This window comes from Corynebacterium sp. HMSC071B10 (assembly GCF_001814825.1).
In the GTDB taxonomy this organism is placed as follows: domain Bacteria; phylum Actinomycetota; class Actinomycetes; order Mycobacteriales; family Mycobacteriaceae; genus Corynebacterium.
Genome location: NZ_KV818026.1, coordinates 89,014 through 109,171 on the forward strand (window position 1 = coordinate 89,014; position 20,158 = coordinate 109,171).

Annotated in this window: 27 protein-coding genes; 11 read left to right on the plus strand and 16 right to left on the minus strand. The window is 64.8% G+C overall.

The window, feature by feature from the left end; translation table 11 throughout:
• Nucleotides 1-2 precede the first annotated feature (2 nt).
• Together glp and HMPREF2990_RS11520 are read right to left on the minus strand one after the other, a co-directional pair.
• Nucleotides 3-1,280, minus strand: coding sequence for a molybdotransferase-like divisome protein Glp (gene glp, locus HMPREF2990_RS11515; RefSeq protein ID WP_070764754.1), 1,278 nt, complete (start codon nt 1,278-1,280; stop codon nt 3-5).
• A gap of 20 nt (nt 1,281-1,300) precedes the next feature.
• Nucleotides 1,301-2,257, minus strand: a complete 957-nt coding sequence (locus HMPREF2990_RS11520) for a UTP--glucose-1-phosphate uridylyltransferase (RefSeq protein WP_070764755.1) — start codon at nt 2,255-2,257, stop codon at nt 1,301-1,303.
• A 118-nt stretch (nt 2,258-2,375) separates the two neighbouring features.
• On the opposite strand from HMPREF2990_RS11520, the gene HMPREF2990_RS11525 reads away from it, so the two are divergent.
• The 3 genes from HMPREF2990_RS11525 (at nt 2,376) to mscL (ending at nt 4,183) form a co-directional block, all read left to right on the plus strand.
• Complete coding sequence (locus tag HMPREF2990_RS11525) at nt 2,376-2,969, plus strand: 5-formyltetrahydrofolate cyclo-ligase (RefSeq protein WP_070764756.1); 594 nt, start codon at nt 2,376-2,378, stop codon at nt 2,967-2,969.
• A 44-nt stretch (nt 2,970-3,013) separates the two neighbouring features.
• Complete coding sequence (locus HMPREF2990_RS11530; RefSeq protein ID WP_070764757.1) at nt 3,014-3,637, plus strand: SAF domain-containing protein; 624 nt, start codon at nt 3,014-3,016, stop codon at nt 3,635-3,637.
• Nucleotides 3,638-3,727: 90 nt separating this feature from the next.
• Nucleotides 3,728-4,183, plus strand: coding sequence for a large conductance mechanosensitive channel protein MscL (mscL, locus tag HMPREF2990_RS11535; protein WP_070764758.1), 456 nt, complete (start codon nt 3,728-3,730; stop codon nt 4,181-4,183).
• 32 nt (nt 4,184-4,215) lie between these two features.
• Here mscL and HMPREF2990_RS11540 read toward each other — a convergent pair whose 3' ends face one another.
• The 8 genes from HMPREF2990_RS11540 to HMPREF2990_RS11575 all read right to left on the minus strand — a co-directional run bounded on the left by HMPREF2990_RS11540 (nt 4,216) and on the right by HMPREF2990_RS11575 (nt 10,038).
• Nucleotides 4,216-4,416: a hypothetical protein gene (locus HMPREF2990_RS11540; RefSeq protein ID WP_070764759.1), complete on the minus strand. Its 201-nt coding sequence runs from the start codon at nt 4,414-4,416 to the stop codon at nt 4,216-4,218.
• 2 nt (nt 4,417-4,418) lie between these two features.
• Entirely contained in the window at nt 4,419-5,009 is a 591-nt protein-coding gene (locus HMPREF2990_RS11545) for a MogA/MoaB family molybdenum cofactor biosynthesis protein (protein WP_070764760.1), read from the minus strand.
• A 66-nt stretch (nt 5,010-5,075) separates the two neighbouring features.
• Nucleotides 5,076-6,281, minus strand: coding sequence for a S1C family serine protease (locus HMPREF2990_RS11550; RefSeq protein WP_083317170.1), 1,206 nt, complete (start codon nt 6,279-6,281; stop codon nt 5,076-5,078).
• A gap of 106 nt (nt 6,282-6,387) precedes the next feature.
• Entirely contained in the window at nt 6,388-7,851 is a 1,464-nt protein-coding gene (locus HMPREF2990_RS11555; RefSeq protein WP_070764761.1) for a sensor histidine kinase, read from the minus strand.
• A complete protein-coding gene (locus tag HMPREF2990_RS11560) occupies nt 7,848-8,546 on the minus strand; it encodes a response regulator transcription factor (RefSeq protein WP_038589215.1) in 699 nt (232 codons plus the stop codon). Before HMPREF2990_RS11560 ends, HMPREF2990_RS11555 begins: the two co-directional genes overlap by 4 nt.
• 115 nt (nt 8,547-8,661) lie before the next feature.
• A complete protein-coding gene (gene rpmF, locus HMPREF2990_RS11565) occupies nt 8,662-8,835 on the minus strand; it encodes a 50S ribosomal protein L32 (protein WP_038589212.1) in 174 nt (57 codons plus the stop codon).
• Between the two features lie 24 nt (nt 8,836-8,859).
• Nucleotides 8,860-9,132 (minus strand): type B 50S ribosomal protein L31, encoded by a 273-nt coding sequence (locus HMPREF2990_RS11570; RefSeq protein WP_038589209.1) that lies wholly within the window; start codon nt 9,130-9,132, stop codon nt 8,860-8,862.
• 141 nt (nt 9,133-9,273) lie between these two features.
• Nucleotides 9,274-10,038 carry a CPBP family intramembrane glutamic endopeptidase gene (locus HMPREF2990_RS11575; RefSeq protein ID WP_083317171.1) on the minus strand — a complete coding sequence of 255 codons (765 nt, stop codon included), beginning with the start codon at nt 10,036-10,038 and terminating at the stop codon, nt 9,274-9,276.
• A gap of 98 nt (nt 10,039-10,136) precedes the next feature.
• On the opposite strand from HMPREF2990_RS11575, the gene HMPREF2990_RS11580 reads away from it, so the two are divergent.
• The 8 genes from HMPREF2990_RS11580 to HMPREF2990_RS11615 all read left to right on the plus strand — a co-directional run bounded on the left by HMPREF2990_RS11580 (nt 10,137) and on the right by HMPREF2990_RS11615 (nt 14,855).
• Nucleotides 10,137-11,192 (plus strand): sensor histidine kinase, encoded by a 1,056-nt coding sequence (locus HMPREF2990_RS11580; RefSeq protein ID WP_070764763.1) that lies wholly within the window; start codon nt 10,137-10,139, stop codon nt 11,190-11,192.
• The gene (locus HMPREF2990_RS11585) at nt 11,189-11,791 is read left to right on the plus strand and encodes a response regulator (protein WP_070764764.1); all 603 of its coding nucleotides are present in this window, start codon (nt 11,189-11,191) and stop codon (nt 11,789-11,791) included. Before HMPREF2990_RS11580 ends, HMPREF2990_RS11585 begins: the two co-directional genes overlap by 4 nt.
• A gap of 11 nt (nt 11,792-11,802) precedes the next feature.
• Complete coding sequence (locus tag HMPREF2990_RS11590) at nt 11,803-12,834, plus strand: SLC13 family permease (RefSeq protein ID WP_246817551.1); 1,032 nt, start codon at nt 11,803-11,805, stop codon at nt 12,832-12,834.
• Nucleotides 12,835-13,014: 180 nt separating this feature from the next.
• Nucleotides 13,015-13,251 carry a 50S ribosomal protein L28 gene (gene rpmB, locus HMPREF2990_RS11595; protein ID WP_038589200.1) on the plus strand — a complete coding sequence of 79 codons (237 nt, stop codon included), beginning with the start codon at nt 13,015-13,017 and terminating at the stop codon, nt 13,249-13,251.
• Complete coding sequence (rpmG, locus tag HMPREF2990_RS11600; RefSeq protein ID WP_006841072.1) at nt 13,251-13,415, plus strand: 50S ribosomal protein L33; 165 nt, start codon at nt 13,251-13,253, stop codon at nt 13,413-13,415. Before rpmB ends, rpmG begins: the two co-directional genes overlap by 1 nt.
• A 3-nt stretch (nt 13,416-13,418) precedes the next feature.
• On the plus strand, nt 13,419-13,724 hold the full coding sequence (gene rpsN, locus HMPREF2990_RS11605; protein ID WP_038589196.1) for a 30S ribosomal protein S14: 306 nt from the start codon (nt 13,419-13,421) through the stop codon (nt 13,722-13,724).
• A gap of 14 nt (nt 13,725-13,738) precedes the next feature.
• Nucleotides 13,739-13,987, plus strand: coding sequence for a 30S ribosomal protein S18 (rpsR, locus tag HMPREF2990_RS11610; RefSeq protein WP_038589193.1), 249 nt, complete (start codon nt 13,739-13,741; stop codon nt 13,985-13,987).
• Nucleotides 13,988-14,177: 190 nt separating this feature from the next.
• The gene (locus HMPREF2990_RS11615) at nt 14,178-14,855 is read left to right on the plus strand and encodes a TetR/AcrR family transcriptional regulator (protein ID WP_070764766.1); all 678 of its coding nucleotides are present in this window, start codon (nt 14,178-14,180) and stop codon (nt 14,853-14,855) included.
• On the opposite strand, the gene HMPREF2990_RS11620 is transcribed toward HMPREF2990_RS11615, so the two are convergent.
• From HMPREF2990_RS11620 to purN, 6 genes are all read right to left on the minus strand, one after another.
• Nucleotides 14,852-15,703 carry a hypothetical protein gene (locus HMPREF2990_RS11620; protein ID WP_246817552.1) on the minus strand — a complete coding sequence of 284 codons (852 nt, stop codon included), beginning with the start codon at nt 15,701-15,703 and terminating at the stop codon, nt 14,852-14,854. The two genes, HMPREF2990_RS11615 and HMPREF2990_RS11620, sit on opposite strands and share 4 nt — an antisense overlap.
• Nucleotides 15,697-16,305, minus strand: a complete 609-nt coding sequence (locus HMPREF2990_RS11625; protein ID WP_141757915.1) for a hypothetical protein — start codon at nt 16,303-16,305, stop codon at nt 15,697-15,699. The genes HMPREF2990_RS11620 and HMPREF2990_RS11625 overlap by 7 nt, the downstream gene beginning before the upstream one ends.
• A gap of 131 nt (nt 16,306-16,436) precedes the next feature.
• Nucleotides 16,437-16,964, minus strand: a complete 528-nt coding sequence (locus HMPREF2990_RS11630) for a hypothetical protein (RefSeq protein WP_070764767.1) — start codon at nt 16,962-16,964, stop codon at nt 16,437-16,439.
• A gap of 64 nt (nt 16,965-17,028) precedes the next feature.
• Nucleotides 17,029-17,931 carry a serine hydrolase gene (locus HMPREF2990_RS11635; protein ID WP_083317173.1) on the minus strand — a complete coding sequence of 301 codons (903 nt, stop codon included), beginning with the start codon at nt 17,929-17,931 and terminating at the stop codon, nt 17,029-17,031.
• Nucleotides 17,932-18,051: 120 nt separating this feature from the next.
• Nucleotides 18,052-19,575 carry a bifunctional phosphoribosylaminoimidazolecarboxamide formyltransferase/IMP cyclohydrolase gene (purH, locus tag HMPREF2990_RS11640; RefSeq protein WP_070764768.1) on the minus strand — a complete coding sequence of 508 codons (1,524 nt, stop codon included), beginning with the start codon at nt 19,573-19,575 and terminating at the stop codon, nt 18,052-18,054.
• On the minus strand, nt 19,559-20,152 hold the full coding sequence (purN, locus tag HMPREF2990_RS11645) for a phosphoribosylglycinamide formyltransferase (RefSeq protein WP_210399985.1): 594 nt from the start codon (nt 20,150-20,152) through the stop codon (nt 19,559-19,561). Before purN ends, purH begins: the two co-directional genes overlap by 17 nt.
• Nucleotides 20,153-20,158: the final 6 nt, after the last annotated feature.

Consider the following 20,158-nt stretch of genomic DNA (forward strand, 5'->3'; position numbering starts at 1 on the left):
GGTTAGCTGCGCTGTTGCAAAAACTCGACATCCACCACATCGCCCGGGCGCACGTCGGTGATGTCCTCCGGCAGGCAGATCATGGCGTTGGCCTCGGCAAAGCCGGCCAGCAGGTGGGCCGGTCCGCCCTCGGCGGTGCCGAGCGACTCCACCAGGTATTCGCCGGTTTCAATATCCCGCATCAGGCGGGCACGGATGAAGGCGCGGCGGCCCGGGATGGACTCGATCGCGCGCACCGAGCGCGCCTGTACGAGGCGGCGCTGCACCTGCGCCTTGCCAAGCGCCTGCCGGATCGCCGGGCGGACGATCGTCTCCGTGATCACCAGTGCGCTGACCGGGTTCGCGGGCAGCAGGAACACCGGCGTGCGCTCCTCCCCCAGCAGCCCGAAGCCTTGGACAGAGCCCGGGTGCATGGCTACGCGCTGGGTGTCAATCTCGCCCATCTCGCGCAGCACGTCTTGGACCACGTTGGCACCGGAGCCGCCCACGGCACCGGTGATGATGACCATCTCCGAGCGGGTGACGTGCCCGGCGATCGTCTCGCGCAGTCGGCGCGGCTCCGCCTGGATCAGCCCGGCGCGCACCACGTCCGCCCCGGCCTCTTCGGCGGCGGCGGCCACGGCGTAGGAGGCCACGTCATAGACCTGGCCCAGCCCGGGTGTGCGGTCCACGTCGACGAGTTCCAGACCAAAGCTGATCACGGTCACGCGCGGGCGGGGGTAGACCAGTACCTTTTCGCGGCCCGCGGCGGCAACCAGGCCGATCTGGGCGGGCCCGAGCACTGCGCCCTGGCGCACGGCGACGTCGCCGGGCTGGATGTCCGCACCCGGCTTACGCACGAAATCGCCGGTGTGCACCGTGCGGGTTGGGGTGAGTCGCTTGCGGCCGCGGTCGGTCCACTCCAGGGGCAGGACGGCGTCGGCAAGCGTGGGCAGCGGCGCACCGGTTGCGACGCGCACTGCCTGGCGCGGCTGCAGGCGCAGCGGCTTCTGCGAGCCCGCCGCGACCTCGCCTACCACCGGCAGGGTGCGGTCGCGGCCTGCGGAAGCTTCCTCCTCTTGAGCCTCGCGGGAGCCACGCAGGCCAGCGGCACCGCCCACGTCAACCGCGCGGACGGCATAGCCGTCGACGGCGGCCTGGGCAAAGCCGGGAAGCGGTGCGGTGGCGGTGATCTCCTCGGCGCACATCAGGCCGAGGGCATCTAAAATTCCGACGCGGATCGGCTCAGGCGTCACCGCCGCGTCAACCACCATTGCTCGCTGGTCTTCAACGCTGCGCATTCGACCAATTCTAGTAAGAGTTAACGGACAACATCGGGGTTCTCTGCTTCGAAGTCGCTGATAATCTGCTTCAGCGCGGTGTAGAGGGCCGGGCCGTACTTCTCGCTGCGCAGACCGAAGTCCACGTTCGCCGGAATGTAGCCGCCCGGGTTACCCAGGTCGTGGCGCTTGCCGTCGTGGACGACCACGTGCACCGGGTGGCCCTCGGTAATCATCAGCTCGATGGCATCGGTGAGCTGCAGCTCACCGCCCTTGCCGGGCGTGATCCTACGCAGGGCGTCGAAAATCGCCCGGTCCAGCAGGTAGCGGCCGGTGGCAACGAGCGTCGACGGGGCGTCTTCCACCGCGGGCTTTTCCACCATGCCAAGCACGCGCTTGACCTCAATGCCCTCGACCTCAGCATCTGCCTCGGCCACGTCGAACACACCGTAGTTAAAGACCTCTTCGGGCGTGACGTTGAAAGCGCACAGCACCGAGCCGCCAAGCTGCTCGCGCACCTTGACCATCTTCTCCATCACACCGGCCGGCAGCACCAGGTCGTCCGGCAGCATGACGGCCACAACGTCCTCGTCCTCATCGAGAGCAACCTCTGCGCAGCCAACCGCGTGGCCCAAACCGAGCGGCTTGTCCTGCGTTACCGAGATCGCGTCGATCAGATCAGCGGCGCGCGCCACCTTCGCCACCTGCTCGTCCTTACCGCGGGCGGCAAGGGTTTCGCGCAGGGTGGAAAACTCCCCGAAGTGCGCCATGATCTCCTCTTTTTGCGGGGCAACCACAATGGCCAGGCGCTGCGCACCCAGCTGTGCGGCCTCCTCCGCAATCAGCTCAATGCCCGGGGTGTCCACCACGGGCAGAAGCTCCTTCGGCACAGTCTTCGTCGCAGGCAAAAAGCGGGTCCCCATACCTGCCGCCGGCACCACAACTGTCTTGACCGCGCCAGAGGTCGACGCGGCGGTCGTTTCGCTAGAATTCCGCATAAATACCCAGCCTACATCGCGCAAAACTGCTATTTCGTTCCGACTCCCGCCCGCACGAAACTTCCCGGGCGTTTTACAAGCATTCACAGTCACCACCAGCACGAAAGGATCCCGATCGATGTCCCCGCGATCTTCCTCAGCAAAGCAGGCACTGCGCGCGCAGCTCACTGAAGCCCGCCGCGCACTGCGCGATGACCCGCAGCGCAAGGCGCTTCTCGACGCCGCGCTGCTCAAACACACCGTGTCGTTTTTACACGACATAGGTGCCCAGGACTCCAACATCGCGGCATACAACCCGCTGCCCACCGAACCCGGCGCGGACAACTTCGCGGACATGTTGCGCGCGCACGCCCGCAGAGTCTTCGTGCCGCTCTCGCTTCCCGACGGCGTACTTGCGTGGGCGGTACAGGACGATGCACCCGCAGCGGAAGGCGCGCTCGGTATCAGCGAGCCCGCCGGGCCGCGCTACACCTCGCGTGTACTCAGCTCCTGTGGCGCGCTCATCGTGCCCGCTTTGGGTGTGGACGCTAGCGGCATGCGGCTGGGCAAAGGGGCCGGGTACTACGACCGGGCCCTGTCAGTCACCGACGCCCCGACCGCCGCGGTGGTTTACGACGACAACGTGGTCAATGCCGTGCCGCACGACGCACACGATGTGGCAGTTCAAGCGGTGATCACCCCGTCTGGCTGGTGGTGGGCAGAAAGAAAGTAGCCAGAAAAAGGGAACCTCGGGGGCGGCGGCTGCGTCTAATAGGCATGGATCTTGCAACGCGCCTGCGCACCCCAGGCTATCGCCGCACCGTACTGCTGCGGCGGGTGCTCGCCGCCCTACTTATTGCCGCCGCCTGCGTCAGTGCGCTGGTGCGCGCCACGCACACCGACCCGGTCGCCGTCGTCTTTGCGCGCGATGTGCCCGCCGGCACCCGCTTAAACCCGGAGGACGTCACGCTGCGCCGCGTGCCCGAAGAGGTGCTGCCGGACCGTGCCTTAAGCGAGGAGGCACTCGCGCACTCCCACATTCTGGCCGCCTCGGCCGCGGCGGGTGAGGTGGTCACCACCACGCGGCTGGTCGGCCCCGACCTGGTCAGCGACCTCATCGCCGACGCTCCCTCCGGGGAGCCGTTTACGATGGTGCCGATCTCACTTGCCGAGCCCGACATCCTGCCGATGCTGCACCACGGTGCCCGGGTAGAAATCGTGACCGAGGGACCGCGCACAGTGGCCACCGGCGGGCGCATCGTCACGGTCAGCGATGAAGACTCGGGTGGGAAAGACACGGTGCTGGTACTGCTGCGCCAGTCTCAAGCGGCGGCGGTCGCGGCGTCGTCGTTAGCCGAGCCGCTCGCGGTGGTTTTGACTCCGGATGAAACTTCGGCATAGACTCCGTACTCTTGACATTTGCCATGGATGATCGCGCAACTTCGCCACCATGGTGACTTTCCCCCATGACTTAAAACAAGGAGTGTTTCCATGCTCAAGGGCTTCCGCGACTTTATTCTCCGCGGCAACGTCATCGACCTGGCCGTCGGTGTGGTTATCGGTGCCGCGTTCACCGCCGTGGTCACCGCGTTCTCTGACGCAATCATCTCCCCGCTACTGAACATCTTCGGCGACGCCGAGGTCGGCGAAGGCTGGAAGATCCCGATCATCCCGGGCCGCCCCGAGACCGCACTTGACCTGGGGATGCTGATCTCCGCGATCATCAACTTCCTGCTCATCGCGGCAGTGGTCTACTTCTTCATCGTCGCCCCGATGAACAAGCTCGACGAGATGCAGAAGCGTCACCGCGGCATCTCCGAGGACACCCCGGCACCGACCGAGACCGAGCTGCTCACCGAGATCCGCGACATGATGGCTGGCCAGACCCCGCAGCAGGCTGGCAGCTCCACTCCGCCGGCAACCGGCGAGAGCCCAGAAACCAAGTAGCTTTTCCAGCTGCTCGTAGCGCCCGCTCGCACCTACTCACCGTGGTGCGGCGGGCGTTCGTTTTCGTAGAAAGCCCGGCCGGTCAGCTCCGGCTCGGCGTCTTCTTCCAACGCAACCTCGCGCAGACTGTCTGCACCGGCGGGCTCGTCCTGGAAGGTGCCCGTCGGCGCGTCTGCGGTGCGGTCGTAGTCCACGTCCGCGACGCGGCGTGCCCTGCGGCGCTGTCGTGCCATCCCTACTGCACCGTGTAGCTGTTGAGTTCGCCGATGAGGTGCTCCACCAGCGGGGCGATCGTGGCAACACCGTCCCGGATGGCCTGGCGGCTCGGCGCCAGGTTCACCACCACCGTCGAGCCGGAGACGCCGCAGATGCCGCGCGAGGTCGCCGCATCTACCGCGCCGCAGGACTGCCCCGAGGAGCGGATGGCCTGCGCTACGCCCGGCACCATCTTGTCAATCACGGTGCGGGTGGCCTCCGGCGTCTTATCGCGCGGGCCCACACCGGTGCCGCCGAGCGTGAGCACCAGGTCGACGCCGCCGACCACGCCGGTCTCGATCACCTTGCGGATCTCCGACTTCTTCGACTTGGTCCGCACGACGCCATCGACGTGGTAGCCGTACTCCCCCAGCAGCTCGGCGACCATCTTGTCGGTATTGTCCCCCGGCGACTCGTAGCGGTGATCCCCCACGAGCACCACGATCGCACGGGTCTGCGCCGGAGCGGACTGCTCGAGCTCCACGGCGCGCAGGAACGTCTCGTCCGGCTCCGCGTCGTCAAACGCACCCAATGTCTTGGTCGTCCCCGTTGTCCCCGTTGTCTCTGCCATAACCTTCTTCCTCGACGTCCCACTCCGGCAGGCACCGGAGTTTTTGCCCATAATGTAGCCCTTAACTTACTCGGAACTGAGCGTCACATCTACGGAAACGGGATCCTCCTCCCCCGGGCGCTCCACCTGCAGGGTGACGGTCTCCCCGAAGTCGTGCGAACGCGTCGCGGCGATCAGCGAGTCGGCCGAATCGATGAGCCGGTCGCCTAGTTTCACGATCACGTCACCGGCGTGCAGTCCGGCCTGTTCCGCGGGGCTGCCGGGTTCGACGGCGGCGACCCGGGCACCCTCGGTGCCGTCGTCGAGCGCGTTGACTCTGACCCCGAGCATGGGCTGGGTGGCCACGCCGTCGTCGATAAGCTGCTGCGCGACGCGCTTGGCAAAGTTCGAGGGGATGGCAAAGCCCAAGCCGATCGAGCCGCCCTGCTGCCCGCCGAACGAGCCTGCGGACAGCGAGGCGATCACCGAGTTCATGCCGATGAGGTTGCCCTGCATGTCCACTAGCGGGCCGCCGGAGTTGCCTGGGTTGATCGCCGCGTCGGTTTGGATGCCGTCCATGAGCGAGCTTTCGCCGCCGCCCTGGTTCGCGCGCACCGGGCGGTTCAGGGCGGAGACGATACCGCTGGTCACCGTCGCGGACAGGCCGAGCGGCGAGCCGACGGCGACGACCTCCTGGCCCACGGCGAGCTGGTCGGAGTTGCCGAACTTCATCGTGGGCAGGTTGCTCACGTTTTCAATTTTGAGCACGCCGACGTCCGTGTTCACGTCGCTGGCCACGTAGGTCGCGTCGTGCCGCGTGCCGTCGTTGAGCGTGACCTGGATGCGCGCCTGCGGGCTCTGCGCATCCGCGATGACGTGGTGGTTCGTCAGCACATAGCCGTCCGAGGAGATGATCGAGCCGGAGCCCTCCGAGCCCCCGCGTGGCGTCTGCACCATGATCGAGACGACCGCGGGGAGCACCTGCGCCGCCACGTCCTCCACCGAGCCCTTCGGTGCCTGCGTTTTCTCCCCCTCAGGCTCGTTTGCCGACTCGGCGGGCTGTGCCTCGAGCGCATTGTAGGTCTCACCCGACTGCTCAGCCCCGCGGCTTCCGGCGACATACCCCGCCCCACCGCCGGCGATCAGCGACGCAACCAGGGCCGTGGCGATCATCGCGCCCGGACCGAAGCGCTTCCCGGATGACGCCTGCTGCGGCGGGTTCGCAACGTGGTAAACAGTCTGCTGGGTGTGGTTCGCGCCTTCTGGGTTGCGCGGTTCCTCCGGAAAAGTCATGCGTCCAATTATGCGGGACCGCGCTGCGCGTGAACTTGAGGCACAGCGCTACCCAACGTAGCACTTCCTGGACACTTCCTGTGCGCGATGCGCTGGGTGAAGTGCCCTACTCGCCCTCTTCAGGGCGGCGGCCCGGGAAGACCACGCGCATACGCGTGCCGCCGTCATCGGACTCCTCCACGAAGATCTGCGCGCCGTGGCGGTCGAGCACCTGCTTCACGATCGCGAGCCCCAGCCCAGAGCCCGGCATTGCGCGCGATTCCGGGGCACGGTAAAAGCGTTCGAAGACGCGCTCGCGCTCGCGCGGAGCAATGCCCGGGCCGGAGTCGTCCACAATCAGGACGGCCTTGGTGGTCGCGGCCTTCAGGGAGATACGCACCGTGCCGCCCGGTGGTGACCACTTCGCGGCGTTGTCGATCAGGTTGATCGGCGCGCGCCCCATGGCGAAGTGATCGCCCTTCATGATCCACGGGTCCGCATGGAACTGGAAGGTCACATCGAGGCGGCGACGGCGCACCCGGTCCAGGGCTTCCTCCAAGATGGCGTCCAAGCGCAGGTCCACAAATTCGGTATTCGGGGAGTCCTCACGCGCCAGGTCAACCAGGTCGCCGATGAGCGTGGACATCTCCTCCATCTGTGCAAGCACGTCGTGCTCGAGGTTGTCGCGCTCCTCCTGGGAGATCATGTCCTGGTGCCCGGACTTGTACATCATCATGAACAGCTCGATGTTCGTGCGCATCGACGTCAACGGCGTCTTCAGCTCATGGCCCGCATCTGCAACGAGCTGCGTCTGACGCGTGCGTGAATCCTGCAGGGTACGCATCATCTCGTTGAAGGAACGGCTGATCTTTGCCAGCTCGTCGTCGCCCTCCACCGGCAGCGGCTTCAGCTCCTCGGTCCGAGTGACCTCGTCCACCGCGCGGTGCAGTCGCCGCAACGGGTAGAGCGCCGCCGCAGCAACAATCGTGGACACCGCCCACGCCATCCCGGCACCCAAGGCCATGATCACGAGCAGAGCCGCACCGGAACTGCCCTGCAGACGCCTCGAGGGGTCGACCTGCTCGGCAAGTGCAACGGATGCGCCACGTTCTGAACGCAGCACCAAGATGCGCTCCCCGCCCGCAGTGCGGGTGGAAATCTGCTCGCCTTCCTTCTGCGAGTGGAAGGCACCGCCAACCGGGACGGCGTCGCCAAAGTACTTGTTGGAGCCCACCGGCGAGACGGCGGCCTTGATCCCCGGGTTGTATTTCTTGAACTGCGCGATCTCCGCTTCGAGGTCAGCCTCTGAACCCTTCTCCGCCTCCCGGGCAATGGCATAAGCCTTCGAGCTCAAGTCATTGTCCATGGAGTTAGTAATCGCAGTCGTGGCAGCCCAATAACTGACCATCGCGGTGACCAGCACCGCAAAAGCCACCATCACCCCGGTGAGCACCACCAGCTGTTGGCGCAGTGAAAGGCCGAGACCTAGAAAGCGCGAATTTCGAAACTGCGTCGGCTGCATCTCCTCTGGAGTAAGCTGCCAGGCGTCCTGGTCGCGCTGAAAGGTCTCGGCGGATTGCCGGAGGATCACGGGGCAGTCTCCCGCAGCACGTAGCCCACGCCACGCACGGTGTGGATCAGACGAGCCTCGCCTGCCGCCTCGGTCTTGCGGCGCAGGTAGCCGATGTAGACCTCAAGTGCATTGCCCGAGGTGGGGAAATCGTAGCCCCACACTTCTTCCAGAATGGTCTGACGCGACAGCACGCGGCGCGGGTTCTGCATCAGCAGGTGCAACAGCGCAAACTCGGTGCGGGTGAGCGAAATCGTCCGGGTCCCGCGAGTCACATCGCGAGTTTCCGGGTTCAGCGTGAGGTCCTCGAACTTCAGCGACGAAGACTCATGCGAGTTCTCGTCGATCGAGTCCGCCCGGGCGCGACGCAGCAGCGAGCGCACGCGCGCGAGCAACTCCTCGAGCGCAAAGGGCTTAGGCAGGTAATCGTCCGCGCCCGCGTCCAGGCCGGCGACCCTGTCAGAGACGCCGTCGCGCGCGGTGAGCATGAGCACCGGCCGGTCGTACCCGGAAGAGCGCAGCGTACGACACACGCCGAGACCATCAAGCTTGGGCATCATCACGTCGAGGATGGTCAGATCCGGCTCCTCGGTGCGGATCATGTCCAATGCCTCTTCCCCATCTTGGGCCAGGCACACCTCGTACCCGTTGAAACGGAGAGAGCGCTTGAGCGAATCGCGGACGGCCTGCTCGTCGTCAGCCACTAAAATTTTCATGTACCTATTATGGCCTATCAGTTATCTTTTCGTACACAACATCACAAAAGGCCGGATCCCGAGAGCGGAATCCGGCCTTTTCGCGCGCTTAGTTAAGCAACAACGCGAGCACTCACTAGAACTGCTCGACGTCGATCAGGCCAGCCTGAGCGGCCTTGACCAGGCGGCGCGGGATGCGCACTTCCTGGCCGTCGATCTTGACAACCTGCAGCTGGGCGTTGTCAGCCTTCCACTGCGAACGGCGCATACGGGTGTTGGCGCGGGACTTCTTAAACTTCGGTGTAGCCATTTCTCAATTCCTCCTTCTACGCCTTTACTTAGCGGTCTTCTTCTTGCGGCGAGCCATGCCACCGAAGCGCTGGTTGAACTTCTCAACGCGGCCAGCGGTGTCCATGAGACGCTGTGCGCCGGTCCAGAACGGGTGGGACTCAGCGGTCACGTCAACGACGATGAGCGGGTACTCGTTGCCGTCTTCCCAGGTATCGGTGCGGTCGGAGGTCTTGGTGGAGCGCGTCAGGAACTTGTGGCCCGTGTTCGCGTCCTGGAAAATCACCGGGTGGTAATCCGGGTGAATGTCCTTCTTCATCTACTTCGTCTCCCTCAGGATTGAACTTCAGGTCGGTTCCCTTGTCTCAAGGGATCGTGCCTGAGTTGGGTGCGAAAATGGTCAAGTGCACAGCGATTGCTGAACAACCTGCAGAATTATACTTCTCCGCGGCACTTTCTCCTAATCGCGTGCTTTCGCTTTTCGACGCCACAGCACCACCGCCCCAGCCAACGCCTGCGCCAGGCCGAGCACTACCCACGCAGCGTTGCCCAGCTCAACCGGATAGGCCAAGCTCAACACCGCAAGCATGAGGTGCATCCCGCCGTGCGAGCCTGCGGCCCACCAGAAGCTGCCAAAGCGGTAGACCAGCGCCGCACCCAAAATGGACATCCCGAAGGGCATCACCAGGTAGACGACGTGGTCCAGCACACTTTGTTGCCCGCCGGAAGAAGTCAGGTGAATCAACGTGAAGGCGGCAGTCGTCCAGGCGATGGTCAGCACCTCGCGGTGGCGCGTGACGTCGAAAAGCCAGCCGCGATAAAGCAGCTCTTCGGGGATGCCTTGTAGCAGGTATGCGCGCACGAGGATCCATGCGATGATTGCGACCAGTGGGTAGTCGCTGGCATCAACTGCTTCAGGTACCGTCGGCTCGGGCCCGAGGATCGCCGCGAGTACTGCCCAGCCTGCGAGCATCGGCACGGCGACCACGAGCGTACCGCCGACAAGCCCCCAGGCCCCGCGCCAATTGATGCTGGAGCGCTCAACGTAGCGCACCCACACGACGACGAACGCGACCACCAGGACTGGAGTCAGGCAGAACAGGAGTGTCTCATCCACGTAGGGGGCGAGCGGGACCCGAGCGAAGTTTGCTCCCATGAGCACGCCCATAGCGATGAGGGCGCGAAGCACAAGACCGAATGCATTGACAGGAATTCTTGGGTTCATGGTGCACGACTTTATGGAGCGCACGCGGGCGTGAATAGTGGATGCGGTCACCAAAAACCATGACCCGAGTCACGGGTGCCAGCCGGTAGGTTGGGCCCATGAACCGTGTCCACCTCTATTTTTTGGACAGCATCTTGGTGTTCACCATCCTGCTGTATCTCAACTTCACGCCCACGGAGCTCGCGCGACAGGGAGTAGCGCTGACGGTCGCCCTGCCCACCATCGTGGCATGGGTGGCGTGGCGCAAGACAGAGCACAAGGTTGCCGCAGTGGGCTTCGCACTGTGCGCGTTCGGCGTCTTTGCCACTGCAAACAACCCGATCAGCATCCTCGTCCTATGGTGCGCGGTCGTTGCGGTGCACGTGAGCCTGGGCAAACGGGCAGCCTATGTCTACGCTGGTGCGATCGTCGTGGCTTCCTTTCTCGTACAGCTCAAGGTCCAGGCCCCGGTGAGCAAGGTCGCACTCGAGACTCTCGCCGGCGCCGCTGCAGCCGCAGCAGGCCTCAACCTGGCTTCCACGGTTGCTCGGCAGCGCTGGCACGAGGCGCACCAGCAGGATATGGCGATGGCAAGGGAGCGCGAAAGAATCGCGGCAACGCTTCACGACGCCCTCGGGCACCGCCTCACCACCATCGGGCTCAGCCTCGACTATGCGCTCCGGATCCCCGACCCGGACAAGCGTGATAGTGAGATCGCGCATGCACGCGCAAGCGTCTCGGAGGCCTTGCACGAGATGCGTGCGACAGTCCGCGCGATGAAGCCTGCCGCGCACCCTGATGAGGACATCGAGTCCGCGCTGTCCCACTTGGCGGAGTCTTTCGCCACCACCTCTTTGGACGTCCAGTTCTCTCACGCTTCTTACGCGCCACAGGCGAAGTACTCCACCGAAGAACAGATGCTCATGCTGCACTTTTGCCAGGAGGCGCTGACCAATGTGCTGCGCCACTCGCACGCGACGAAAGCCCAGATCGTGCTTGATCGCCGGACTCTGACCGTGACCGATAGCGGCATAGGCACGACCGGGCCGGAGGCGTTCGGCATCACCTCGCTTCGCGAACGCGCAGCAGGCCTCGGAGGCGAGATCACTACGCTCGCCCACGGCGGCATTGACGGCGGGTTCCGCATCGAATTGCACCTCAAGGAGAAGTCATGACCATACGCGCGCTGCTTATCGACGACCACGAGATGCTCCTGCGCGGCCTCAGACTCATCTTGGACACCGACGACCGAGTCGAGGTCGCCGCCACGACTACCGACGGTGCCCAAGCGCTGGAGCTCGCCCGCCGCCACAACGTCGACGTGGTGGTTACCGACGCCGCCATGCCGGGAACCGATGGGCTCGGGGTCGTGCGCGCCTGCAGCCCGCATATTCCTGTTCTCGTGCTCACCACGTTCGACGACGCAAACTTGGTGACGAGCCTGCTCGACGCTGGTGCCTCCGGCTACATCCTGAAAGATGTATCCCCGGAAGAATTGGCACACGCCATCGTCGCCACCGCCCAGGGCGGCCTCGTCCTCGACCCGCGCATCGCCCGCTACGCTGCGGGGAACCCGCAACTGGCAATCTTGACCCCGACCGAGCGCTCCGTCGCTGAGCAGGTCGCACGAGGAATGAGCAACCAGGAAATTGCCGGTGTGCTCTTCCTCGCCGAAGGGACCGTGAAAAACCACGTGTCTGCCTTGCTCCGGAAACTCGAAGCGCGTGACCGCACGGTGCTTGCCTTGAGGTTAGCCAAGGCTTTGGGGATCTAGACTCTTCCTCCGTGCGCCTTACCTCTATATTTTGGCCAACGGCTGCCGTCGTGCTGTTCGCCGTCCTAGCGCTGACGGACACCTCTGCCGCCACGGCAGTGGCCGCGCGCCTGTTGCCCGTGTTGGTTTTTGCAGGTGCGATGTCGGCGATGGTCAACCTCGCCGCACAGGCGGGTGTTTTCGAGGCGCTTGCCGCACGGATCGAGCGCACGCGCTTCGTCTGGCCGGCTTTTCTCGTGCTGTGTGTCTTGGTCACCATCTTCCTCTCCCTGGACACCACGGCGATCATGCTTACGCCGCTGGCAGTGGCGGTGGCGCGGCGTAATGGGCTGAGCGTCGTGGCCTTATCGCTGTCAGTGGTGTGGATCGCCAACCTCGGCTCAATGCTGCTCCCGGTCTCCAACCTGACCAACCTTTTGGCGCTGAGGCACTATTCGGGCACATACGACTTTGTCGCCTCATCCTGGCGGCCAGCTCTCGTCGGTATCGCGGTAGCGGTCGCGGCTTCCTACGTTGCGCGCTTCATCTTTGCCGCGGAAAAGCAGCAGCACTCCCCGAGCACCCCGCCTCACCCCGGCGCTCCGCTGTGGATTCTCGGGCTGACCGTTGTCGCATTACTCACCCCAATCCCCTTTTGGGTGACCAGCGTGGTCGGCGCTGTGGCGATGGCGTTGGCGATGGGCGTCGAAAAGCGCAGCGAGCTTGTGCCGTGGCAGTCGCTGGCGCTTGTGGTCGCCATCTCCTCTGCAGTAGCGCTGCTGCCGCCACTGCACCCCGACGCTCCCGCTGCACTTTCTGGCGCGGTTGCCGCAAACCTGGTCAACAACCTCCCGGCGTACTTGCTCTTGGAGGGAGATGAGCCGATGCAGCTGCTCGTCAGCGTGAACTTCGGGCCACTGATTACGCCCTGGGCCTCGCTGGCTACACTCCTGTGGCACAGTCAGCTCAAGCGCGCGGGGATACAGATCCCGTGGCGCGTGTTTATCGCCTTCGGGTGCGTGCTGGCCCCGCTGGCCGTGTGGCTGGGAAGCGCGGTCGCATGAGATTAGGAGATTTGGCGCGAAACATGTATTGTTGACTCTCGCTGTTGTCGAAGTACACGTTTACGCCTACGTCAACCGATTGCACTCGACGCTTTTCGCGGACCCTCACACCGCTTTGTCAGTGGCGTCATCCTCACAAGTGATCAGTGCGTGGGCGGCAGAAGAGAAAGAAGTCAACCCATGTCGGCACATTGCCAGGTCACGGGACGGAAGCCGCAGTTCGGCAAGACCGTCTCGCACTCGCACCGCCGCCACTCGCGCCGTTGGAACCCCAACGTGCAGAAGCGCCGGTTCTACCTGCCCTCCGAGGGCCGTACCATTACTCTGACCGTTTCTACCAAGGGTCTGAAGATCATCGACCGTGACGGCATCGAGTCCGTCGTGGCAAAGATCCGCGCACGAGGTGAGAAGATCTAATGGCACGTAACGATATTCGCCCGATCATCAAGCTGAAGAGCACCGCGGGCACTGGTTTTACCTACGTCACCCGCAAGAACAAGCGCAACAACCCGGATCGCATCACGCTGAAGAAGTACGATCCGGTTGTGCGTAAGCACGTTGAATTCCGCGAGGAGCGATAAAGAATGGCGAAGAAGTCCAAGATCGCTAAGAACGAGAAGCGCAAGGAAATCGTTGCTCGCTACGCTGAGCGTCGCAACGAGCTCAAGGCAATCATCCGCAACCCCGAGACCTCGGACGAGGATCGCCTGGAAGCACAGTTCGAGCTGAACCGTCAGCCGCGTGACGCTTCCCCCGCGCGCGTGCGCAACCGCGATTCCCACGACGGCCGTCCGCGCGGTTACCTCCGCAAGTTCGGTCTGTCCCGTGTCCGTATGCGCGAGATGGCTCACCGTGGTGAGCTGCCTGGCGTTCGTAAGTCTTCGTGGTAAGGAGGATTTGACCAATGAAGCGCAATAATCACCGCAAGGCGCGCATGGAGCAGTCCCGCCGCCCGAAGAAGAACCCGCTCAAGGCCAAGGGCATTGAGTCGGTCGATTACAAGGATGTAGAGACCCTGCGTCTGTTCATCTCGGATCGTCACAAGATCCGTTCCCGCCGCGTCACCGGCTTGACCCCGCAGCAGCAGCGTCAGGTTGCTACCGCAGTCAAGAACGCGCGCGAGATGGCTCTCCTGCCGTTCACCACCCGCTAAGCAGCGGTTGACAGCAGCGTAGAGTCTTTCGACTTAAAAAGCGCCCGCCCCGTCCTCATCGTGAGTACGTGGCGGGCGCTTTTCATTCCTTAAGCACCCCACCTCCGCGCAAAACTACCTTTCAACCGATTGAAAGATAGAGATGCAGTAAACTAGTCAGGCACGTAAGGCACATGGAGAGGAGCAGCGCATGACGCGAACCGTAGGGCGCCCCCGCAAGAACCGGCCCCGCCGCCGCGGGAAGACCGCCCGCGAGGAGATCCTCGACGCTTCCTCGGAGCTGTTTACCCGCCGCGGTTTCTCCACCACCTCTACCCACCAGATCGCAGAGGCCGTGGGCATCCGCCAGGCCTCGCTCTACTACCACTTCCCCTCGAAGAACGACATCTTCCTCACGCTGCTTAAGGGCACGATTCAGCCCGCGCTGGACCTAGCCTCGGACCTGGCGGAGTCCGACGCCTCGCCCGCGCTGAAGCTGTGGGCGCTGTGCGCGGCGGAGACGCGCATCCTGCTTTCCTCGAATTGGAACATCGGCCGCCTCTACCAGCTGCCCACGTTGGACTCGGAGGAGTTCAAGGAGTACCACGAGGACCGCGCGAAGCTGGAGGGCATCTACCGCGACTTGGCGGCGGAGATCGTCGGTGATGACGACCCGCGCATTGACTTGCCCTTCCACATGACGCTCGCCGCGATCGAGATGCGCGATAACACGGGCACCGCGCCCTATCCGCTTGTCGACGATGCGTTGCCTGCCCCCTCCGTCATGATCGCCGATGCCGTGCTCGATGTCCTCCACGCGGAGCTTCCCTCCTGCCGCGGTGAACGCACCCTCGAGCTGGTGGCCAAGGTATCCGGGGAGCAGGCCTAGCCGACAGCGGGCTGGCAAGCCGCCGGAGCAAAAGAGTCTGCCCGCTCCCCCAGTCGCTGCGCCATCGCGGAAAGCATCTGCTGGCCGGTTTCGTAGGTGCCGTCGACAGGCAGCGCCGTGAGCGCCACGGGGACGTAGGTTCCGTCGCCGCGCGGCAGCAGGCCGAACTGGCGCACCTGGTACATCCCGGAATCGTCCGGTCCCCACCCGCCTTTGAACAGCGCGCCCTGCGTGCCGAGCCCATAGGACTGCCCGGGGTCGACCTGACCCATCAGCCCGAGCACCTCGCCCGCCCCGGACACGCACGCCAGGGTGTTGGCCAGGGTCGCCTCGTCCGCCACGCTCAGGGGTGTTTGGCCGAAGGTGGAAAACTCCGGGCGAAGCGGGGCGGTGTTGACGCCGGTGGCAAGCCCGAGCTCAGCAAGCACCGCGTTTGTCCCGGCCTCGCCCGCGACCGCATAGAGGCGCTGGGCGGCATCGTTGTCCGAGGCGGTAATCGCAGCTGCGGCGTCCGCGCTTAGCGACGGGTCGGCGCGAAGGGCAGCGACCGCGATCGGCACCTTGATCGTGGACCAGGCCGGGGTGGGTTCAGTGAGTCCTGCAACCACGATGCCTTCCGGGCCGCCGACGGCCGCGCCGGCGGTGCCGAGGTGCGAGGCGGCCTGCACGGCGGCGTCGACAAGCGGGCGCACATCCGCAGGTGCTGGGGCGGGCTCCGCGGACTCTGCTGGCGGCGGGACGAACTCGGTGGAGGTCACCACCACCGTCGGGGGTGCTTCGGTCGGCCCGCAGGCGCTCAGGTACAGGGCCGCTGCGGCAAGTACGCCGAGCGTGCGACGCGCTACCAAATCTTCACGCGCGCGTTGTCGCCGCCGTAGCAGTACACCGTGGACCCGCCGCTGCACGACATAGTGTAGGTACTGCCGGTGACGGGGCTGTAGACGTTGACCGTGACGTTCGGGCTACCCGTGCTGTTGTAGGCGTCCACGAAAGCGCTGTACACGTTCGCCGCGAACGGGCCCGAGGTTTTACTGGACGCCGCCGCGTAGTGGCCATACGCCTGGCGCGACGCGGCCGGGGCCGACACGGGCTCCGCCGCGGGTGCCGGTGCCTGCTGCTGGGCCGGTTCCTGCTTGAGCGTCTGGGTCTCTACCTCGGTGACCACGACGGGGTCTTGAGAGGCGCTCGAGCGCTGGAAGGCACCCGTGCCGCCCAGGTAGGCCACCACGCCGACGACCGTGGCGAGCAGGATACCGAGCACGCCAATGATCCACGGCAACGCCTTGTTGCCGCTCTGCTGCGGGTATGGGTACGGATTTTGCGCGTAGGCAGGTGCTGGGTACTGCTGGGGCGGATAGCCCTGGGAAGGAAACTGCTGTCCTCCGGCTTCGGGGACTGCCCACTGCTCAGTGTCTGGATTGGGGGCACCCTGTCCGTATTGTCTACTCACTATCGGCCTTTCCCCTCGATGTCGGCTACTGCCTCGGGGTATGTCTGCAAATGGATACGAGTAGATCATAGCCAAACCCTGGACACTTCATGAAAGTTACCGAAAAACTTTCCGGCAATACTGTGCGCAAGCTATCGCGTCGACGTCGGTGTCGTGGTCTTTTTCGGTGTCTTTTTCAGGGTCTTTTTCGAGCTTGTCGTCGTCTTAGCGGAAGCCGATCCGCTCTTCGTGGAACTTCCTGCTGTCTTCTTCGTTGTGCTCTTCTTCGGCGAGGTCTTCGTCGTGGTGTTCGTCGCTGCCGTCTTTGTCGCAGGCGTTGAAGAGGTTGGTGGATGCGTTGTCACGACGCGCGTCGTGGTCACTTCAGTCAGTCGCGTAGACGTCACCACGACTGTGTTCGTCACAGGGTCGGGTGTCTTTCCGCCCTTGGCAAGGCTCATGGCGGAGGCTGCGAGAAGTACACCAATCACGAGAGCTGCGAGCGCAACTAACACTCCGACGACCCAGACACCGGTGCTTCGAGCAGAGGGGCCCTCGTCGGTATCGTCGTCCACATCGTCGTCCCACAGCTCATCCTGCCCGTGGGTGTCCTCAGGGGCGAGTGCAGGAAGCTCTGCGGTAGGCGGGTCGTCGCCCTGATGTGCGTCGGGGTCGACCACGCGCTACCGCCTTCCTCCGCGCTCTTCGTCAGCGCGCTCGTCTTCGTCCAGATCTCGGAAGAGGTTAGCAGCGTGAGGTTGGTAAACCGCCGCGCATTCCCTCAATGCCGCGTGCGAGTTCGTTGAGCATCTGGGTACTCTCGGCGTAGCCGCCGTTGCTGAACGCGGTGATCGCCACCGCGATGTCACCGTTCGGGCCCGGGATCAGGCCGAACTGGCGCGTGAGGTACCCGCCCTGGTGGACGTTCCAGCCGCCCTTGAAGCGTGCACCGCCGATCTGGCCCAGGCCCCAGCGCTGGTCGCGGGTGATCTGGCCCATGAGTTCCAGCACGGGCTCGTGACCTTTCACGCAGCGCAGGCCGGAGGCGAACTGGGCCTGATCCGCGGTGGTCCACAACGCGCTCATCTGGTAGCCGGCGGGCGTGGTCGTCTTTGAGCCGGCCTCGGCAATCACGCCGGCGTAGGCCGAAGCAGGCACCTGCGCGAACATGCGGTGCGCCGCCGGGTTGTCCGAGACGGTAATCGCCAGGCGCGCGTCACCTGCAAATGCCGGGTTCTGGCGCAGCGCCGCAATGGACAGCGGCACCTTCATCGTGGAGAACGCAGGCTCCGCCCGGTTGTCCCCCACCGTGATCTGCCTGCCCTCGCCAGCGATGGAAATCGCCGCGCGCCCGCCGTGGCGACCCACCACGTCCTGGACCAGCTGGTGCAGCTTCGCCTGCGCGTCGGGCGCAACCGGTGTCGGTTTCTCCGGTGCCTTCTTCTCCTGCCCCGGCAGCTTGGGGCGCAGCTGCGGCGGCACCTGCTGCTTCACGTTCGCAGGCAGGTTGTTGTAGGCCTGCACGTACGCATCCCCGATGACGGGGAGTTCCTCCACACGTGGGACGACGGGCAGGGCGATGCCCATGGCCGTCAGCGCAGCGATGATCTGCTTGGCCCAGGGCTGGGAAGAGAGCTGGGAAGACACGGGCGTGCTCCTTTAGTACAAACTGCAAAGACACATGGATGGTAGCAGGAAAAGCACATGCCGCCTATGCAAACGCCGCGTGGCCTTGAAACAGGCCACGCGGCGTCGAAAAGCGGCGAATTAGTGCGCGAAGTGGCGGGTGCCGGTGAGATACATGGTCACGCCGGCTGTCTCCGCGGCGGCGATGACCTCCTCGTCGCGGATGGAGCCGCCAGGCTGCACCACGGCCTTCACGCCGGAGTCGGCGAGCAGCTGGAAGCCGTCGGCGAACGGGAAGAACGCATCGGAAGCGGCCACCGCGCCGTTGGTGCGGTTCTTGCCCTCGTCCAGGGTGTTCGCGCGGTCGACCGCCAGCTTGGCCGAGTCGACGCGGTTGACCTGGCCCATGCCAATGCCTACCGACGCCCCGTTGTCCGCAATCAGGATCGCGTTCGACTTCACACAACGCACGCTGCGCCACGCGAACTCCAGGTCCGCCAGAGTCTGCTCGTCGGCGGCCTCGCCGGCGACCAGCTTCCAGTTTGCGGCGGCGTCGCCCTCAGCCTGGTAGGAGTCGCGCTCCTGGACAAGCCAGCCGCCGGAGATCTGGCGGCGCTCCTCGCCCGGCTGCTGCGGGTCGACCTGCAGGATGCGCAGGTTCTTCTTCTCCTTGAGCACCTCGATCGCGCCGTCCTCGTACGACGGGGCCAGGATGACCTCGGTGAAGATCGGCTGGACCTGCTTGGCCATTTCTACGGTGACCTCGCGGTTCGCAGCAACCACGCCACCGTAGGCAGAGACCGGGTCGCAGGCGTGCGCCTTCGCGTGTGCATCGGCAATGGAGGTATCGGAGACAGCCACGCCGCAGGGGTTCGCGTGCTTGATAATGGCGACGCAGGCGCGCTCGTGGTCCCAGGCCGCGCGCCAGGCGGCGTCGGCGTCCTGGTAGTTGTTGTAGCTCATTTCCTTGCCGCCGAACTGGGTGGCGTTCGCAATCCCCCAGCCCTCGTTGACCAGGCGGGCGGCCTGGTGCGGGTTCTCGCCGTAGCGCAGCTCGTCGCCCTCGGCGGAGCCAGCCTCCAGCTGCCCCTTCAGCCAACCGGACACCGCCGCGTCGTACTGCGCGGTGTGGGTAAACGCCTCCAGGGCGAGGCGCTTGCGGTCTTCCAGCTCGAAGCCGTCGCCCTTCACAGCCTCGATGACCTCTGCGTAGCGCGCGGGGTTGGTCACCACGGCCACCGACGGGTGGTTCTTCGCGGCAGCACGCACCATGGACGGCCCGCCGATGTCGATCTGCTCCACGCAGGCGTCGAAATCCGCACCGGAGGCCACGGTCTCCTCAAACGGGTACAGGTTCACCACGACCAGCTGGAAGGGCTCGATGCCCAGCTCCTTGAGCTGCTCCGCGTGGCTTTCCTTGCGCAGGTCCGCCAGGATGCCGGAGTGCACGCGCGGGTGCAGGGTCTTCACGCGCCCCTCGAGCACCTCGGGGAAGCCGGTCAGCTCGGCGACCTCGGTGACCTTGACACCGGCGTTCGCGATGCGCTTTGCGGTGGAGCCGGTGGAGACGATTTCCACGCCGGCCTCACCCAGCGCGCGGGCGAGGTCCTCCACGCCCGTCTTGTCGTAGACGCTGATCAGCGCGCGCTTAATCTGAATTCCCATTGAAGACTACCTTCCCGTTGGAAATGGAGGCGCGACGCAGCAGATCCACAATCTGCTCGCGCTCGGCCTGTTTGATTCTTTCGTGCAGAGTGGATTTCGTGTCGCCCTCCTCAACGCGCACCGCGCGCTGCGCGATGATTTCACCGGTATCCATTCCGGCGTCCACGTAGTGGACCGTGCAGCCGGTGACCTTTACGCCGTAATCCAGCGCATCATCCACGGCGTGCGCTCCCGGGAACGCGGGCAGCAGGGAGGGGTGAGTGTTGATGGTGCGTCCCTCAAACTTGGTGAGGAACTCCGGCCCAAGAATCCGCATGAAGCCTGCGGAAACCACCACGTCCGGCCGTGCTTTCGCCACGGTCTGGGCAAGCTCCGCGTCCCAGGCGGCGCGGTCTGCTTCCACCGGGACAACCGCGGTGCTGACCCCGGCGTTTTTCGCGCGCTCGATACCGGCGCAAAGTTGATCCGCGACGACAAGGTCGACGCGGTAGGGACTTGCTGTATCGTCCAAAATCGCCTTAAGCAGGCTTCCGGTGCCGGAAACCAGCACCACGACGGACAAAGGTTGGCTACTCACGGCCCA

Coding starts and splice junctions, on each gene's coding strand:
- HMPREF2990_RS11560 (WP_038589215.1), bottom strand. CDS start 8,546: ATGAAAATTTTAGTGGCTGACGACGAGCAGGCCGTCCGCGATTCGCTC.
- rpmB (WP_038589200.1), top strand. CDS start 13,015: ATGTCGGCACATTGCCAGGTCACGGGACGGAAGCCGCAGTTCGGCAAG.
- HMPREF2990_RS11570 (WP_038589209.1), bottom strand. CDS start 9,132: ATGAAGAAGGACATTCACCCGGATTACCACCCGGTGATTTTCCAGGAC.
- HMPREF2990_RS11585 (WP_070764764.1), top strand. CDS start 11,189: ATGACCATACGCGCGCTGCTTATCGACGACCACGAGATGCTCCTGCGC.
- HMPREF2990_RS11580 (WP_070764763.1), top strand. CDS start 10,137: ATGAACCGTGTCCACCTCTATTTTTTGGACAGCATCTTGGTGTTCACC.
- HMPREF2990_RS11520 (WP_070764755.1), bottom strand. CDS start 2,257: ATGCGGAATTCTAGCGAAACGACCGCCGCGTCGACCTCTGGCGCGGTC.
- rpmF (WP_038589212.1), bottom strand. CDS start 8,835: ATGGCTACACCGAAGTTTAAGAAGTCCCGCGCCAACACCCGTATGCGC.
- HMPREF2990_RS11575 (WP_083317171.1), bottom strand. CDS start 10,038: ATGAACCCAAGAATTCCTGTCAATGCATTCGGTCTTGTGCTTCGCGCC.
- HMPREF2990_RS11545 (WP_070764760.1), bottom strand. CDS start 5,009: ATGGCAGAGACAACGGGGACAACGGGGACGACCAAGACATTGGGTGCG.
- mscL (WP_070764758.1), top strand. CDS start 3,728: ATGCTCAAGGGCTTCCGCGACTTTATTCTCCGCGGCAACGTCATCGAC.
- purH (WP_070764768.1), bottom strand. CDS start 19,575: ATGGGAATTCAGATTAAGCGCGCGCTGATCAGCGTCTACGACAAGACG.
- HMPREF2990_RS11615 (WP_070764766.1), top strand. CDS start 14,178: ATGACGCGAACCGTAGGGCGCCCCCGCAAGAACCGGCCCCGCCGCCGC.
- HMPREF2990_RS11540 (WP_070764759.1), bottom strand. CDS start 4,416: ATGGCACGACAGCGCCGCAGGGCACGCCGCGTCGCGGACGTGGACTAC.
- HMPREF2990_RS11525 (WP_070764756.1), top strand. CDS start 2,376: ATGTCCCCGCGATCTTCCTCAGCAAAGCAGGCACTGCGCGCGCAGCTC.
- HMPREF2990_RS11550 (WP_083317170.1), bottom strand. CDS start 6,281: ATGACTTTTCCGGAGGAACCGCGCAACCCAGAAGGCGCGAACCACACC.
- rpsR (WP_038589193.1), top strand. CDS start 13,739: ATGAAGCGCAATAATCACCGCAAGGCGCGCATGGAGCAGTCCCGCCGC.
- rpsN (WP_038589196.1), top strand. CDS start 13,419: ATGGCGAAGAAGTCCAAGATCGCTAAGAACGAGAAGCGCAAGGAAATC.
- glp (WP_070764754.1), bottom strand. CDS start 1,280: ATGCGCAGCGTTGAAGACCAGCGAGCAATGGTGGTTGACGCGGCGGTG.
- HMPREF2990_RS11530 (WP_070764757.1), top strand. CDS start 3,014: ATGGATCTTGCAACGCGCCTGCGCACCCCAGGCTATCGCCGCACCGTA.
- rpmG (WP_006841072.1), top strand. CDS start 13,251: ATGGCACGTAACGATATTCGCCCGATCATCAAGCTGAAGAGCACCGCG.